This is a genomic window from Nitrospira japonica, assembly GCF_900169565.1.
Classification (GTDB): domain Bacteria; phylum Nitrospirota; class Nitrospiria; order Nitrospirales; family Nitrospiraceae; genus Nitrospira_C; species Nitrospira_C japonica_A.
In genome coordinates, this window is the sequence record NZ_LT828648.1 from 595,646 (window position 1) to 610,923 (window position 15,278).

16 protein-coding genes are annotated in these 15,278 nt (G+C 56.5%); 9 read left to right on the forward strand and 7 right to left on the reverse strand.

The window, feature by feature from the left end; all coding sequences use genetic code 11:
• Positions 1 to 27: 27 nt before the first annotated feature.
• From NSJP_RS02895 to NSJP_RS02915, 5 genes are all read left to right on the forward strand, one after another.
• Positions 28 to 477, forward strand: a complete 450-nt coding sequence (locus NSJP_RS02895) for a hypothetical protein (protein ID WP_080885434.1) — start codon at positions 28 to 30, stop codon at positions 475 to 477.
• A 227-nt stretch (positions 478 to 704) separates the two neighbouring features.
• On the forward strand, positions 705 to 914 hold the full coding sequence (locus NSJP_RS02900; protein ID WP_080885435.1) for a hypothetical protein: 210 nt from the start codon (positions 705 to 707) through the stop codon (positions 912 to 914).
• A 168-nt stretch (positions 915 to 1,082) separates the two neighbouring features.
• Positions 1,083 to 1,244 (forward strand): DUF3309 domain-containing protein, encoded by a 162-nt coding sequence (locus NSJP_RS20005; RefSeq protein WP_080885436.1) that lies wholly within the window; start codon positions 1,083 to 1,085, stop codon positions 1,242 to 1,244.
• Positions 1,245 to 1,409: 165 nt separating this feature from the next.
• On the forward strand, positions 1,410 to 1,595 hold the full coding sequence (locus tag NSJP_RS02910; RefSeq protein ID WP_080885437.1) for a hypothetical protein: 186 nt from the start codon (positions 1,410 to 1,412) through the stop codon (positions 1,593 to 1,595).
• Positions 1,596 to 2,107: 512 nt separating this feature from the next.
• Entirely contained in the window at positions 2,108 to 2,794 is a 687-nt protein-coding gene (locus NSJP_RS02915; RefSeq protein ID WP_080885438.1) for a low molecular weight protein-tyrosine-phosphatase, read from the forward strand.
• Here the strand turns inward: NSJP_RS02915 and NSJP_RS02920 are convergent.
• The 5 genes from NSJP_RS02920 to NSJP_RS02940 form a co-directional block, all read right to left on the reverse strand.
• Complete coding sequence (locus NSJP_RS02920; RefSeq protein WP_080885439.1) at positions 2,783 to 3,361, reverse strand: lipid-binding SYLF domain-containing protein; 579 nt, start codon at positions 3,359 to 3,361, stop codon at positions 2,783 to 2,785. The two genes, NSJP_RS02915 and NSJP_RS02920, sit on opposite strands and share 12 nt — an antisense overlap.
• Positions 3,362 to 3,407: 46 nt before the next feature.
• A complete protein-coding gene (locus NSJP_RS02925) occupies positions 3,408 to 4,493 on the reverse strand; it encodes a hypothetical protein (RefSeq protein ID WP_080885440.1) in 1,086 nt (361 codons plus the stop codon).
• A 454-nt stretch (positions 4,494 to 4,947) separates the two neighbouring features.
• The gene (locus NSJP_RS02930; RefSeq protein WP_080885441.1) at positions 4,948 to 6,744 is read right to left on the reverse strand and encodes a bifunctional sulfate adenylyltransferase/adenylylsulfate kinase; all 1,797 of its coding nucleotides are present in this window, start codon (positions 6,742 to 6,744) and stop codon (positions 4,948 to 4,950) included.
• A 3-nt stretch (positions 6,745 to 6,747) separates the two neighbouring features.
• Complete coding sequence (locus NSJP_RS02935; protein WP_172834113.1) at positions 6,748 to 7,647, reverse strand: sulfotransferase family protein; 900 nt, start codon at positions 7,645 to 7,647, stop codon at positions 6,748 to 6,750.
• Between the two features lie 37 nt (positions 7,648 to 7,684).
• Positions 7,685 to 8,362, reverse strand: a complete 678-nt coding sequence (locus NSJP_RS02940; RefSeq protein WP_080885443.1) for a low molecular weight protein-tyrosine-phosphatase — start codon at positions 8,360 to 8,362, stop codon at positions 7,685 to 7,687.
• Positions 8,363 to 8,694: 332 nt separating this feature from the next.
• Between NSJP_RS02940 and NSJP_RS02945 the strand changes: the two genes are divergently transcribed.
• Positions 8,695 to 9,063, forward strand: a complete 369-nt coding sequence (locus NSJP_RS02945; protein ID WP_080885444.1) for a hypothetical protein — start codon at positions 8,695 to 8,697, stop codon at positions 9,061 to 9,063.
• 7 nt (positions 9,064 to 9,070) lie between these two features.
• On the opposite strand, the gene NSJP_RS02950 is transcribed toward NSJP_RS02945, so the two are convergent.
• Complete coding sequence (locus tag NSJP_RS02950; RefSeq protein ID WP_080885445.1) at positions 9,071 to 10,546, reverse strand: CYTH and CHAD domain-containing protein; 1,476 nt, start codon at positions 10,544 to 10,546, stop codon at positions 9,071 to 9,073.
• Between the two features lie 276 nt (positions 10,547 to 10,822).
• Here NSJP_RS02950 and NSJP_RS02955 point away from each other — a divergent pair, with 276 nt between their 5' ends.
• From NSJP_RS02955 to NSJP_RS02965, 3 genes are read left to right on the forward strand one after another with little or no spacing between them, the layout of a single operon-like run.
• Positions 10,823 to 11,281 carry a hypothetical protein gene (locus NSJP_RS02955; protein ID WP_080885446.1) on the forward strand — a complete coding sequence of 153 codons (459 nt, stop codon included), beginning with the start codon at positions 10,823 to 10,825 and terminating at the stop codon, positions 11,279 to 11,281.
• A gap of 53 nt (positions 11,282 to 11,334) precedes the next feature.
• On the forward strand, positions 11,335 to 14,313 hold the full coding sequence (locus NSJP_RS02960) for a peroxidase family protein (RefSeq protein WP_080885447.1): 2,979 nt from the start codon (positions 11,335 to 11,337) through the stop codon (positions 14,311 to 14,313).
• A 51-nt stretch (positions 14,314 to 14,364) separates the two neighbouring features.
• Positions 14,365 to 14,754 carry a DUF488 domain-containing protein gene (locus tag NSJP_RS02965; protein ID WP_080888491.1) on the forward strand — a complete coding sequence of 130 codons (390 nt, stop codon included), beginning with the start codon at positions 14,365 to 14,367 and terminating at the stop codon, positions 14,752 to 14,754.
• A gap of 27 nt (positions 14,755 to 14,781) precedes the next feature.
• Here NSJP_RS02965 and NSJP_RS02970 read toward each other — a convergent pair whose 3' ends face one another.
• Entirely contained in the window at positions 14,782 to 15,270 is a 489-nt protein-coding gene (locus tag NSJP_RS02970) for a VOC family protein (RefSeq protein ID WP_080885448.1), read from the reverse strand.
• Positions 15,271 to 15,278: the final 8 nt, after the last annotated feature.

Genomic DNA, 15,278 nt, shown 5'->3' on the forward strand with positions numbered 1-15,278 from the left:
AAGGACATGTCGTGAGAATCTCGGGCGATGGATATCTTTTCTTTTAAGCTTGGGTTGCTGAGTTTTTGGGGGCTGTGGTTTGCAAGCGCATGTAGTACCAACCTTTGCGACGGCTTTCGAACCTGGGGCATTTTCCATAGAACCTGGCCATTCGCCTCTGGCAACTTCAAGAACCTTACAGATGCCATTCAAGTCTGGTCGCCCCCATGGTGGCTTTCTTGGTTACTATTCTCCGCGGTCGTAAGTTGGCAGTTGTTAGCGGCCCTGTTGTTTGGATGGGCCGTCTTATCATCTCTGATGAAAGGCTCGATGGATCTCGCGATCATCAATTCCGCATTCACCGTGGCATTAGGTCTCTGGGTCGCGTTCATGCTCGTCGATGAGATCCTCAAACAGTATGACACTGAGCATAATCATATATTATTTTTCATGGCCCAGCTCCTCAGCTTCATGCCGATTTACGTGCTGCCTTCATAAGCGTACCGCGCAGCCTCTTCTAGCCAGAGACAACCTGGAGCTATCATCTCATTCTCATAGCGCTGTGCTAAGCCCGTGCTACAAATCTTCAAAAACCCTCGCAATCGGCAGAATTAATCGACACAGCAGAAACCCGCCCAGAGCCACAATACAGGGAGTAAGGTTAGTCACTTCAACAGAATGAGCCTTTATAATCTCGCATCGTCGAACCAGATTTGGAGGACCTCATGGATGAAAAGACTCTTACTGCTGTCTCAACTACCCTGGCGCTATTTCAAATTCAGTTGAACGCAATCCTTCTCTTATTAGAACGGCATGTGCCTGATGGCCAGATACGGGAAGAATTCCAGCGACTGGTCAGCGAGGGGGTTCAATTTGCTGGAATGGAGACGATGCAGAGCTTTAGAGAACGGATTCGAGAAGGCATTATCCAATAGGACATTGAAGGTATGGGTTTATAGCGAGGCATGTCACTTAGCCCCATTAGGCTGAGTTCACGTGAAATACTGGTGCTCCCACAGGGATTGTCCTAGTGGCTTCTGGCTACACATAGCTCATATTTACAGTAGTTAAACAACTGGGTGAGGCTTCACAGGGAGGGTGGTATGAACAACATTCTACTCGTCATATTGATACTGCTCCTTCTCGGAGCACTGCCGACATGGCCCTACAGTGCTAACTGGGGATATTACCCCAGTGGTTTGCTTGGCGTGGTGCTTCTTATCGTGGTCGTCATGCTCTTAACTGGACGTTTGCCTGCTAAATAGAATTCGCTCACACCTGCTAACACACATAGCGTGTGAGCGGAAATGCTTGTGGAGGCAGAGATAACCGAACGCTACGCATCCACGTATGCCATAAAAGGAGAATTCGTGCGTACATTTGCATTCGCAGGAGTGGGCTCTTCACATTTGTAGAGAAAGGCGGACCCCATGGCCTACCTCCCTTCGGCACTGTCCTCTGTCCGTCAAGTCGTACAGGACTATCTTCGTTCCGCCGATCACCTGATTGCTTCGCTCGTGAACGACGGCATCCCCCTCACGGAGAGAGAGCGTGAGATGGTCGAGACCTGCCTCAAAGACCTTTCCAAATTGGTCGTGCCCACGCCGAGCAGATAAGATCGACGTTGGTCTGACGCTTCAACGGTTGCATGTCAGGCATCGAGAATCCACTGATTTCCCCGCTGATCGAGGAACAGCTCCCGACTCTCCATCATAACTGCCCTTCCAGATGTGCCGGCGAAGGAGAAGTAATCGGATCGGTGCTGGCGAAACTAGCCGGCCCTGCCTTCTCCTTCAGGAACCCGGTGTCTTTGCGAGCATACGGAGCGCCACGGACGATCCTCATATTTAACATAGCTTATTTGGAGTTCTGTCGGAAATCTACCTGAGCAGATTCAAGAGAACGAACCGGCAGACATCAGTGAGGATCTGGTGATGAGACATGTACCTCCTTTGGGGAAGTGCCCGGTCCCGCTTCTGGGGAATGCCGGCTAGCCACAAGACGGTTAGGCTTGAAGTAGCCGGTGCCCGAATCTCGGCGGAAAGGAGTTTCCGAAGTGTATGCACCGCTCCATCACTAGAATTGTGACCGGCACCGTGCGGACTATCTATGGGTATGAGGCGGAACAATGATTCTGATCGAACACTTAGAACCAACACAGACGCCCATCCGTTACCTCATTCACAAGGTTGCGAACCTGGCGCTCATCGTCCCTCTGCAAAGACTGACGAGCTTGATCCATATTCTAAGGGCAAAAGTATTCCGGAAGTTTGCCCCGCGGACATGGAATTTAGAGGATACGATGATCGCGAACCGGCATGGTTCTGTTCAGAATCTCTTCTTCGTCTGCAAAGGGAACATTTGTCGAAGCCCGTTGGCAGAGGCGTATGTGAAGTCGAAGATCAAGGGGAAGAATCATCTGAGAGTATTTTCAGCTGGATTGAGTACTACGCCGGGTCATGCAGCAAATGCCTTAGCCGAAGCAATCGCCCGGCAATATGGCTTGACTCTTGACCAGCACAGAACCACACCGGTTAGCAGAGAGATGATTCAAGAAGCTGACCTGATTGTGGTCATGGATTATTCGCAGCGGCAGGGCTTACTGGCGATGTACCCTGAGGCACACGGAAAGGTAGTGCTCCTCAGCAGTTTTAGCCGTGGAATCGTGACGCATATCCCTGACCCCTATGGGGGAACCATTGAGCGCTTCGACGACTGTTACCACCTCATAAGCCGGTCGTGCGATAACCTCCTCAACTACATTGCGAGTCTGAAGTCCCCTCTCAGAGGCCATCCCGCCGGACTATTCGACTGAATAGGGTCGCGCGCGCAGCACCCGGATCGTCGCCGATGCGGAGACGCAGCAATCGGTGAGCACATAGGTGGAATATCCTTTTTCGGTGAGATCGCTTTTCCCACCCTCCCCGGCCGCACCGACGTCACCCACCTTGGCCGTGGCCTCCGCCGCGATACCTACATGCCACCTCCCGGCAGCCGCCTCACGCAGTTTGTTGAGATCCTGAAAGATCACCACGATTCTGTTCGCCCGGACTCCCAAGCCAAACCCGAATTGCAGTTGGGTAAATTGCAGATAGGATCTCCTGTCGCTGGCTTTCTCTCTCACGAGCCCGATCCCGTCTCCCACTCCGACAAACGGCACCTTGACGGTTTTCTTTTCCGCGATGGTGTAGCCGGCCGCGTCCGCTAATTCCTGCTCCGATTGCGGGTGCTCCTTGATGAGGAGCGCCAGAGTGTCCTGTTCAAGGTGGTCGAAATAGGCCAGTTGTTCTTCCTTGCGCCCTTTCAATCCGGCCGCACAAGACAGGATGAGCAGGGCCAAGGTCATCGTGAGCCATGTCTTGAGATGAAATGCCCGCATCATGCGCGTGACGGTATCATCGCCGAAAAGGATTTACTACGATGTTCTATCACGGCTCAGGATTCAGCTTCGCCGAAACCTGCTCGTACACGGTCCATCCAAGCGATTCAAGTTCCTGCCTGGCGCGGGGTGAGGCATTCCCGGCGATCCAGAGCTCTCGCCGGGCGATACGAGGTCGACTGGGCACATGGGTCGTCAGAGCCTGCGCGACCGACGCGACGCGCGGCGTCCAAAACACATAATCGAGAGGCAGCATCACGACCAGCGTCTTATTCTTGGTATAGAGAGCCGGGACACGCGGCAGCACCAGCAGCCGATCGACGGCGCCTACGTGCACGTGGTAGCCGCGCATCATTTCCACCAGGTGCTGGTAGAACAAGACGAGTTCCTCGGAAGGCGCTTCTTCGGCGACGGCCAGAAAGGCCTCCCGGTTATCAACCCCGGTGAGTGCGTCGAGCCCGGCGGTAATGATCGTCGCGTGTCTCGGGGAAAAATGGCCATTGAGGAAGAACCGATGGATGTCCTCCTCGCTGATACCCATGGCCAGCAATTTGGCCCGGTCCATCGCCCGCAGATCGCCCGGCGAATGGTCGCGAACCTGTTCATCGAGATACGACGTCCAGCGAGTCGCACTGAAGCTCATCCAGAGAATGGCGGGGGCCGGCATGAACACATACCCGATCTGAGGGGCGAGATCGGCCGTGAAGGCGACCCAGGTCAATTCATTCAGTTCGTCCTGCAACCGACGATTGGACGAATAGGGATCGACTCCGAACTGAAAGGCGAGTTTTCGCTTCAGATAGGAAAATCCGATCGCCGATTTCGTCATCGAGTCTTCCTGCTCGCTCCCCTCGAACTTGCTGGCCTGTCCGGGCATGGCGAGAAACTCCAAGACCCCGCCCCCGACGCTGCTCCCGAGACGTTTAGGCTCCGTGAGCAGGATCTTCACCCCCTGCAGGGGGTGTAACAGTTGGAACTTGAGTGCATCGACGAACACCTCCGATTGGCGCGTTTCATTGAGCTCTGCAATGGCCTGGGTTTCTATGACTCGCGTCCGAAGCATCGGCACCCCGGCGGCTGGAAATGCCCCGAATTCAGAGTTGACGACAAAATGGTACTGGACGCCATCGTTCACCACTTCGTCCTGGACTGAATGGTGCGGCCCTTTGAGCCAGGCCGGTGTGAGGATCCCCGCAGCAGAGAAGAGAGGAGGCACTTCCCATCCAAGCGGCCCCGGCGACGGGGGTGAAAGGGACTCCCGCTCTTTAGGTGCCGAACAGGCCACCAGGAGCCCACACACTAGAGCCCACGCAAGACGGCGGGCCGCAGCGTATTGCGAGAGGGTTTGCAGCAATGTGCGCACAGCAGAGCCTCTGTCCAGGTCGACGAATACCTATCCGTTGAGATAGGCCATCAAGGGCATCACTCATGCTCGCTGAATTGACGTTGTGCAGTTTCTGCTACTGCGGAGAGACTTGTCAAAATGAGGCGGGGGCAGTTTCTTGGGGAGTGGCTGCTGAGTCGATGCTGATTCGTAAAGCGGTAGGTTGGTCTTCTTTACGTTCGATCAGGGATCGGCCGGTGCGTACTCATGGGGACTGACACGAAAGGGTGTTCCACCTTTTTGAATGATCCAGCAGGAAGCCTTTTGTCATCAAATACCTCATGATCTCGCGGACGTTGTCTTCCGGATCGCAGTGCGTCGTCTCAAGCGTGATGTCCGGAGCAAGGGGCTCCTCGTACAGATCGTCGATCCCGGTAAATCCTTTCAACTCACCGCGACGCGCCTTCGCATACATCCCCTTCGTGTCGCGTTGCTCGCACACCTCGAGCGGCGTGCTCACGAATACTTCCACGAGATGCTCCGGCCCGACCATATTACGCACTTCATCGCGTGTCGCTCTGTACGGGCTCACCGCGGCACACACGACCGCCCCGCCGTGACGAACCACTTCAGCCGCCACAAAGCCCAGGCGTCGGACGTTGGTGTCGCGGTCCTCTTTGCTGAATCCCAATCCCTTGGAAAGATGAGTGCGCACCACGTCGCCGTCGAGCACGGTGACCTGCCGTCCATGCTCGAGAAGCTGCTGCGTCAAAATATCCGCCGTGGTCGACTTACCTGCCCCGCTCAGGCCGGTGAACCAGATACAGAATCCCCAGCGATGCTTGGGCGGATAGGTTTCAGACAGAATCGCGGCGACCTCAGGCCTCGTAAACCACGTCGGCAATGCCTTTCCATTGTTGAGATAGTCTTCCCGCACCTGCGACTCAGAGATAGTCACGGCACGCCTGGTTTTTGGCGCTCGCGATTGTTCCTCGTACCGCCACTCGTCCGGCAGGTACACAAGCTCCTGAAACGGCAGCATGGTCACCCCGATCTCGTCACTAAAACGCTCCATCAATTCCTGAGCCTCGTACGGGGCATAGAAAGGCCTGCCGGTAGAGTGGCTCCCCGGGCTCGCGTGATCTCGATGGACGATGAAGTGGTTGGCGCCGTAATTGCGCCTGATAATGGCATGCCACAAGGCTTCCCGTGGGCCTCCGAACCGCGTGGCCAAGTCGAGCAACCCAAGAACGATTCGCTTGTGGCTGTAGTAGCGCTCGGCCATCGTCTGATACGTGCGCACGCACGTGTATTGATCGACATCGCCGGGTTTGGCCATCCCGACGATGGGGTGCAGCAACAACACTCCGTCCTTTTCCTGAACGGCGCGTTTCGTAAACTCTTCGTCCGCCCGATGCAGCGGATGTCTTGCTTGAAACGCGACGACATTCGCGTACCCCAACGAGTGCAATTTCTTCCGCGTTTGTTCCGGTGTTAAACGGATGTCCCGGAAACCGTACTGGGTCGGCAACCGCAACACCCGGATGCGACCGGATATATTGAGGCCGCCCCACCCGGACATCTCGGCGATCATGGGATGGCGCACATCTCGCGTGCCGAATACCCGTTCGCCGACCGCCGTGCGATCCCACTCGTAAACCTCTTCGATCATCATTGTGGCAAGAAGTTCATTCTTTTGATTTCGCAGCCCGATCTCCTTGTCCAATGCGATCGCAGCGGTCGCTTTCACCGAGAGGGTGATAGGAATCGGGAAGACTGCTCCGCCGGCCAGTCGCATCTCTTCCACGACCCCGTGATAATCCTGACTATTCATGAAACGGTTCAGCGGTGAAAAGGCACCGACCGCGAGAAGTTCGAGATCACAGAGCGCTCGGGGGGAGAGTTGGACATATGGAAGGTGGCGTGCCCGCAACGTCAACTCATCACGTTCCTCGTCCGGCACAAGCAAGTCGACGAGCTTACCCCCGTACGGTGTGACGAGAGAGGCACACTTCACTGCGGTCTCCGCGTCGAATGCCTGCATGGTCTTCCCCCAACTCATGCGTTAGTCATGCGGATAGAATTGCTTGTTGAGCGGTTCCAGTAGGGGCCGGATGGATTGGATTTCCGTGTAATGCAGATCCTTCCACTTATCCGGACGAGGCGCTGAGCCTCCCGTGGTGTATACGCGTCTCTGGATTGAATCGAGCTGTGCCGTGAAGTACTTCGATGGAGGCAATTCACAGAATTTCCAAATCGTGTCGTACTCCACGTGTGGTCTTACGAGCAGATCTTCATGTCGGACCGCAATGTATCTGCCCTGGCAGTGCTCATTCAGATCTGTCCAAGCGGTTGCATTTGCCTCCATCCATTGAAACGCGCAAATATCCACCAGCTCTTTTCCAATCCAGCGTTGCCACCCCGGCGGAACGAGGTAATGCCATCTGTTGAATGACCACGCCGCATGATCGGTCCTTGACCACACTTTCCACCCTTCCATCAATGAACTCACGGCGTCCTCGCCTCGTCGAATCACAAAAATAAACTTGGCGTCCGGAAACAGGCGTGCGAGGAACGGAATCCGCAGGCAATTTGCCGGGGTTTTTTCGACCAGCCGAATGGGGGGAGTTTTGTATGCGTCTACGATCGGGCGCTGCATGAGTTTACGCGGCACGAACTGCCATACGGCTCGATCCTTCAGATACTCTTTGTTATGGGCCAGGGAATATAAGGCGCTCTGCACCTGGTTCCTCACCGCAGCCGAGGGACACTCCGTCACCCGATCTCCGTGTTCCGCATGTATGGGGTAGTGCTTGTACCAAACATCCTGGGCTTCGACGTAGAGGCTCCAGAGAGACGGATGGCGCGAGAGGGTTTCGAAAAGAAGCGTGGTCCCAGACCGGTTGCATCCGATGACGAAAATGGGTTGCGTGATCAATGGTGTGTCCTCTTGCGTTGGGCTCATCTGCGCGGCTCCCCGGACTTCCCCTGCATCGCGAGCTTCAGTGCACGCTTCTCTCATGGAGCGAGGCGCTTTCAGGGATCTCGATGTAGGTGAGGAGGTTATCGCACGATTGACTGATGAGCTGATAACAGTGGTCGAATTGCTCGAGCGTTCCGCCATAGGGGTCGGGGATATGCGTCAACACTCCGCGACGAAAACTGCTGAGGAGCGAGACCTTTCCTTGTGCCTCGGGATATGTCGCCAGCAGACTCTGCCGCTGTGAGTAATCCATGACCAGGATCAGGTCGGCTTGACGGATCAGGTCCCTGCTGATGGGTGTCGTTCTGTGCCCTTCGAGAGCTAAACCGTATTGTCGGGCAATTGTTTCGGCCACCGCGTTTGCCGTATGTCCCGGCGTGGTATCTAATCCGCCCGAGAACACTCTCAACTGATTCTTCCCCTTGAGCTTCGATTTCATGTACGCCTCCGCCAACGGGCTTCGACAAATGTTGCCCTTACAGACGAAGAATACACTGTGAACCGGACGAGGCCGGTTTGCGATAATCGTATCGTCCTGCCTCCACATCCAGATCGCAATCCTCCTCAACACTTTGACTCTTAGAATATGGAGTAATCCGGTCAGCGCCCGCAGAGGGACGATGAGCGTGAGGTACACGACCTTTCGAATGACACGGCGCAGCACCTGATCGACTGTTTCCAAACGTTCAATCAACATATGGCCACCTCATAAAGATGATGCATACTTCTTTGAGCGATTGAACCGATCGAGATCTCGCACCACATGGATGACAGCGTACCGGATCCGGCTCGAATCCATGTCACGGGTTGATGAGTTCCGTGCAAACTTTTGGGAAACATATGATTACGGTTCGGTTACGGGATCGACCGGGCGTGTCAGGAGGGCAACCGGTAGGCCTGGCGTGGATTAGGAATGGCCTCGAAACACACCATTAACACTCTGGCAACCCATGGTTTACAGGCTGCGTTCACCATGAGCACGACTGTCGCAGATCAGTGGTGTGAGGTCGGAGTTCAGGCGGAGTCGTCATGACACTTATTCGCAACGTATGCCTCGTCGTGCTTTGCGTCGTCCTGTCCGGGCTGGAGCCACATCTCGAGCAGTCTGCGTCCGCGAACGATGTCGGCATGCGAGTAGAAACAGCCCTCAGGGAGGCCGCGAAAGACGTCGATCACCGGCATCGCGAATCTACCGACCGCGCGATTCTCGACATTACCTATTTGATCGAGCAGTCCTGGAAGGCCAAAGAACACTCTCGCGATGGAGCCAGGAAGGATTATGCCGCGCAAGCGCGGGCGCTCATCGTGCGGGAAGCCAGGATGGGACACCTCGACATCGTGAAAACCGGTTCCGTGCTGAAGCTTCTGGAAGAGTTGCTGTCCGATCAAGCGGGATGACGATCGGTCAACTCCAGGTGTGGTTGCCGCGTTTCTTCAGGCGTTTCCATCGAGACCACAACTCCGCTCGCACCTCCTGACGACGCTGTTTGGCCCGCGCGGCAAGGAGGCCTGCCGTAAAGGCAGCCTGTCGCCTGCCCTGGTATTTCAGCAGTCCTTCGACATAGCGTTCGGCTAGGACTGCGTCTTGATGCGTACCCAGCAAGTCCTGAAATCGTGCGGCGCACTTGATAAAGCGACCTATCCCCTTCCCATCGCCGGCCTGCGCCAGTTCCGCGGCGTACCGCGCTCGTTTCGTGAGGATTCTGACGTGATGCAGTTCAGCGTTTGACGGGTTCGCATTGAGATGCCGCACGGCCTTGCGAAGCGTGCGAAACTGACGGGCCGCTGCATCGGTGAACGTGTACTTCGGGTCGGTGACGGTCGGCGATTCAGCCGCATCGCGCAGTTTGCTGATGAACCCAAAGTATCGCGCGGTCCGCATTTCGCTCAGCAGCCTCTGGCGGGCTAGTTCTCGATCGCTCTGAAGGTGCCGCAGGAACGGTTCGAGCGGGCGGCGGTCGCGGGCTTTGAGTTGTTCGGATTCTGCCCTGAAATATTCCATTTGCACGTCCAGATTTCGCACAAGGGCAAATATGTCGCCGAGCCACTTGAGTCCGGGCAGAAGAGGTTCAGTCCAATCTGGTGAGGTCGCCTTTCGGACGGCCTTCAGGAGAGTCCGCATCCGCCTGGCCGCGACGCGTATGCGATGAACGTCGTTCATGTCCCCGCAGAGACGAACGGCGGGATCGCACTGTTTGAGCGTATCCAGTTGACGGATCAAGCCATGACGGATGGAGTCGAGCATCGAGGCATCCCCGTCGGAGTCATCCGGCGCATGGCACGCCAGCGACAACGCTCGAAACAATTTTGGCCTTCCATCATGGGGACGCGCTCCCGCTCCATACAGCGTTGAGGCGAGTGTTTCGATCTCCGTATCGTTTCCATGCAAGGACTCAATCTCGAGTTCCTTGAATTGTTGGATGACAGACCCTTGACGAAGGACCGACACCGAATCCAATACCACTTCTATCCGGTTACGCTTGCCATCGAGCAGGCACACTCCCGTGCGCGACGTCCGCAACTCCGCGATGGGAACCAGATGCTTCCCCTCGTGAAGCACAATCAGGGCATCGGCAAATTGGGCCGGCGGTGTCGCTGAGGATTCCCGCAATTCCAACTCTCGCCGTGCTCCATGGACGGGAGGCAATTTCATCTGCCAGACCGCCGATCCATGGTCGAGACGGCGGCGCAGGGTAATGCTCGAACGAGCCAGACAATGATCCAATGTATCGAAATAGGTGGAGGTAAACACGCGTCGAGGCAGCGGGCGTCCCGATAAGGCCGGCAGCCTGAAATCGGCTTCCACGGAAAGCTTCTTTTCCGTTTCTACCACTGACTTGAGAGGGATGACGGAAGTCGGTGGAGGCGAAACCTTGAGCATGGGTGAAACCCTATTGTAGTGTCTCCGTTTAATTTTTGCAGAACGGCATGCGGCGCGCAACTGTCGTTACCCCCTGGAGAGCAGGCATAGCCAAACAGGGCGGCACCCCATTCTCTTGGATGATTTCCTCTGCGCAATGGAGTATCCTCCGTCTACAGAAGCTGATCATTGCTTAGTGAACTCCTCTCTCGTCCGGCTCGCACATCGTTCCGACGATGGCCAACAATCCGAGCCGGCATTGGACATCAGACACAGCGCACACCAAAGGAGTGCCCCATGCCTCGCTATTCATCTTTCTTGCTGGTAGTGATCGGTGTTCTCTCTCTCAATGGCTGCGCGATGTACACGTCACCCTCCACCTATTTCGCCGATCGTTCGGCGAGAAAGGATATCGCCGCGCAAGCGAAGGATGCGAATCAGGTCCAAACCTTGCTCAATCTGATCACGATGATGGAAACCAGCGCGAAAGGCGCGGAGGGCGGGAAGGGCTACGATCAGCCGTTCCGCGATCTGCATAACCAATTTCATGCGTATGACAAAGAGTTCTGTTCATTGGACAAAGCAACACGGGCGAAGCCTGCCTATGATCTGGCGGTGACACACAACAAGGAGTTGTGGGCGATTTTCCTCCGTACGTGGAAGTTCAAGGACGACCAGCCTCAGCGCCAACAGCACGTTGCCCTGTTCGCCGCTGAAGTCAAAGAGTTGCGCGAGACCATTGAGGCCTTGAAGTAACGCCGGCCGCACGAGCGCGCTTCAGAAAACCGGACATACGGTGAGGAATGAACATGATATGTCAAGCTGTCGAGCGAGCCCGTTCGCATAAAATCTTCTCCTGGTGGTTGTTTTTATTCACGCTCGCATCCGGGGGCTGCGCCTCCCTAGACCCGGGTGAATTGACCTCTTGCGTCAAATACACCTGGAGATTCCAACGGCCAATACCCGACGATCCAGCCCTGCGATTTCTCGGCAAGGTCCGGGAGGAAACCGCTCGTTGTCGCGGCGGGGAGGACGCCGTTGCGCTGAGACGCCTCCCCTGGGTGGACTGGCAGAACTATTGGGCCACGGGAGACGCGACGTCGAGGTCGTATGGCCCGGCCGGTGGGATTGGACATCTGCTGCCGAACGGACGTGGAATCGACGGAGCATTGCTCGATCTGACGTATCAACGACTGGAAATGATCAAGTTCAACCTCTTCGACAACAGCGGCACGTATGAGAAATACATGCGACTCCTGGGAGATCCAGCCGGTGTCTTTCACGACCCTTATGACGAAATGAGAGTTCCCGAAAAGACGCCATTATCCGGAACAGCCGCCAATCCCGAATATGCCAGGCTCACTGCGCACGGATTGACGGTCCATGCAGATGGGACCCAAGAGTGTCACGGCGAATTGATTCGATTCCGCGATCGGAACGGCTACTGCAACGACGTATTCAACCCGCTCATGGGCTCGACCAATCAGCCGTTGGCCCGGAACGTCCAATTCGAGGCTGCCACATTCCTCGATCTGGATGATCAGAAGATCAGCCGCGAAACCAGGAATCGACATGACCATCGGCTCTCGCTCTACAAGCCCAACCCGCAGTTGATCAGCAGGAAGCTCTTCACTCGGGATCAGTCCACGTCGGAGAACTGCCATGAGGGACGCGGATCGGCGACCGAACCTTCGACCTGTCACTATGAGAAAGCCACCTGGTTCAACGTCCTCGCCGCGTTTTGGATTCAATTCATGACCCACGATTGGTTCTCTCATCTCGACGAAGGACGGAACTCATCGACCATGATGGGCATGGGATGCACCGAGGAACTGGCGAAGACCATCCACTGTCGCCCCGGCGATCAGACCGGTCAGGCGTTGGTCCACACCGAAGATCCGGGCACGTTTCGAATCGGGGATAAGGAGCATCTGAAAAAGGCCCACAAAACGACGTTGAATCGGGTAACCGCATGGTGGGATGCCTCGCAAATTTATGGGTACGACGAGACCTCCACGCTGCGCGCCAAGAAGGATCCGGCCGATGCCGCCAGACTCTTGATGCGGCAGGTCGGTGAACAACCTCAGGAGAGCAGGAAACAAGAGGGATGGAAGCAGGGATACCTTCCGGTGCTCGATCAATCGGATCGGGGGCACATGAATCCGGCCTGGGAAGGCCAGGAGGCGACCGCCTTTCCGGACAACTGGTCCATCGGGCTCAGCTTCTTTCATAACCTCTTTGCCCGCGAGCACAACAAGTTCGTGGAGGTCTTTCATCAGCAGGATCCCGAGAAAGATAGCGGATTGCGCCGGCCCGAGCATCCGGATGCTCCCGTGCCGTACAAGGATGTCACCCCCCGAGAGCTCTTCGAGATCGCGCGGCTCGTGGTGTCGGCCGAGATCGCCAAGATTCATACGATCGAATGGACCACGCAGCTGTTGTATGACGAGCCCCTCGACAAGGGGATGAATGCGCAATGGTCCGGCCTGTTCGAAAGCTTCCCGGCCGTGGCCTCAGCCATGTCGAATTCGATGAAAGATCTGAAGAAGTCAGGAGACGTCGCAGAGGCCAATCTCAAGTATTCGGCTTACGCAGCCGGCCCCGGCATCTTTGGATTAGGTAATGCCATTCACAGCTGCTGGCACGTCTTCTTCTGTCCCGACAAATGGAACTTCACGGACCTCAACGATATCAACGGAGGCACGCACCATTTCGGATCGCCGTTCAACTTTCCCGAAGAATTCATTTCGGTGTATCGGTTGCATCCGATGCTGCCCGACTTGCTGGAATACAGAGACATGAGCCAGCCGGACCGGATCGTTCAGACAATGCCGGTGGTGGATAGCTTCCGAAAGAAGGCGACCGGGGTCATGGAGCATACCGGCCTGGCCAACTGGGCCTTGTCGATGGGTCGGCAGCGCCTCGGCGCCCTGACGCTGATGAATCACCCGCAATTTCTCCAGAATCTGCCGATCGACGCCAACGGGGGCCGGATCGACGTGGCCGCGCTCGACATCATCCGGGACAGGGAACGAGGCATTCCGAGGTTCAATGAGTTTCGCCGGCAATACGGGCTTCGGACGTTGACGAGCTTCGACGATTTCATCGATCACAGTCTCGAGGAATCCGCGAAACACGACCCGGCCAAACAGCGAGAGCTCGATCGACAGCGAGACATGGTCGCCCGGCTCAGAGAGGTGTACGGATCGCACGTCTGCCACAAGTTCAAACTCGTGGACGGCAAGCAAGAACCCAACAGGATTACGGATGCGCAGGTGAACGAGGACGGGACGCCGATCGATGACTGTCTGGGGGCTGCGGACGGCGCCACGATCGACAACATCGAAGACCTCGATACCATCGTGGGCTGGCTCGCTGAACCCGTTCGGCCGCACGGCTTTGCGATCTCAGAGACGCAATTCCAGGTCTTCATTCTCAATGCGTCACGGCGGCTGTTCAGCGACCGTTTCTTTACGTCCAGTTTCCGGCCCGAATTCTACTCGCATCTGGGCGTCGAATGGGTCATGAATAACGGGCCGGCGGGTCGATGCGTGGAACGGTCGTGGCTCTTGTTCGAGAAAGTCGATCCCTCGCCGCTCAAGTGCATCTTGCGTCGGACGATCCCCGAATTGGAGCAAGAACTCGAACACGTGGTCAACGCGTTCGATCCATGGGCGCGCGACCGAGGGCGTTACTATGACTTGCGGTGGAAAGCGCGTGAGGGCGCGGCGTCAGACGACGCATTCGTCGAAGCAACCAATACAAGTGCGCGCGAGAATCGCAAATAATGAAGGGATGTGAGTCGGCGGAGCGACGGGCGGTGATTGAACGGCGCGATCATGATACGGATCAAACGCGTGTACAGCGAAGTCGGCTCCCGGGACGGCATGAGGATTCTCGTGGACCGGGTTTGGCCCAGGGGTATCAGTAAAGACCGGGCCCACGTCGCTGAATGGCGAAAGGACCTGGCGCCGAGCACGACGCTTCGCAAATGGTTCGGGCATGAACCGGCCAGATGGACCGAATTTCGCAGGCGGTATCGAACGGAATTAGTCCGCTCGGGAATGATGGACGAGTTGCAAAAGTTGCGGCGCCTGTCGCGAAAGAGATCGATCACCCTTGTCTATGGCGCAGCCGACGAGACGCACAACCAGGCAGCGGCCTTAATGGACTTCATCACAAAGCCGGCCGGACCGCCATCGAGAGCACCCCGCCGTCGCCGAGCATGACTCCCGCCGCACTCATCCCCCGCATGCCTAAGAGTTCTGCCGGGCCATTTGTTCGAAAAATGCCTGGCCCCGCTTCTTCAATTCCTCGGGAGGCACGTCCTCTTTGTGCGTGGCAATGGTCCACTGGTGGCCGAAGGGGTCGGCCACGGTACCGGCGCGGTCGCCCCAAAACATGTCCGCCACCGGCATGATCGATTTCGCACCCGCAGCTATCGCTTGATTGAACACTCTGTCAGCGTCTTGCACATAGAGAAACAGGCCGACCGTCGTGCCGCCGATGCTCTGGGGACCGGGGCAACCCCGTTGGGGGTTCTCCTCGCCTAGCATGACGATCGAATCTCCAATCTTGACCTCGCCATGCATCAGCTGTTTGCCGTCGGGCGTCATGAACCGGCCACGCTCCTCCGCGCCGAATGCTTTCTTGTAGAACTCCATGGCCTCCAAGCCACCGCGTATCGCAAGGTGCGGGCTGACCGTATGATAGCCCTCGGGAATCGGCCGTACTTGTGATGCCATGCTACCCT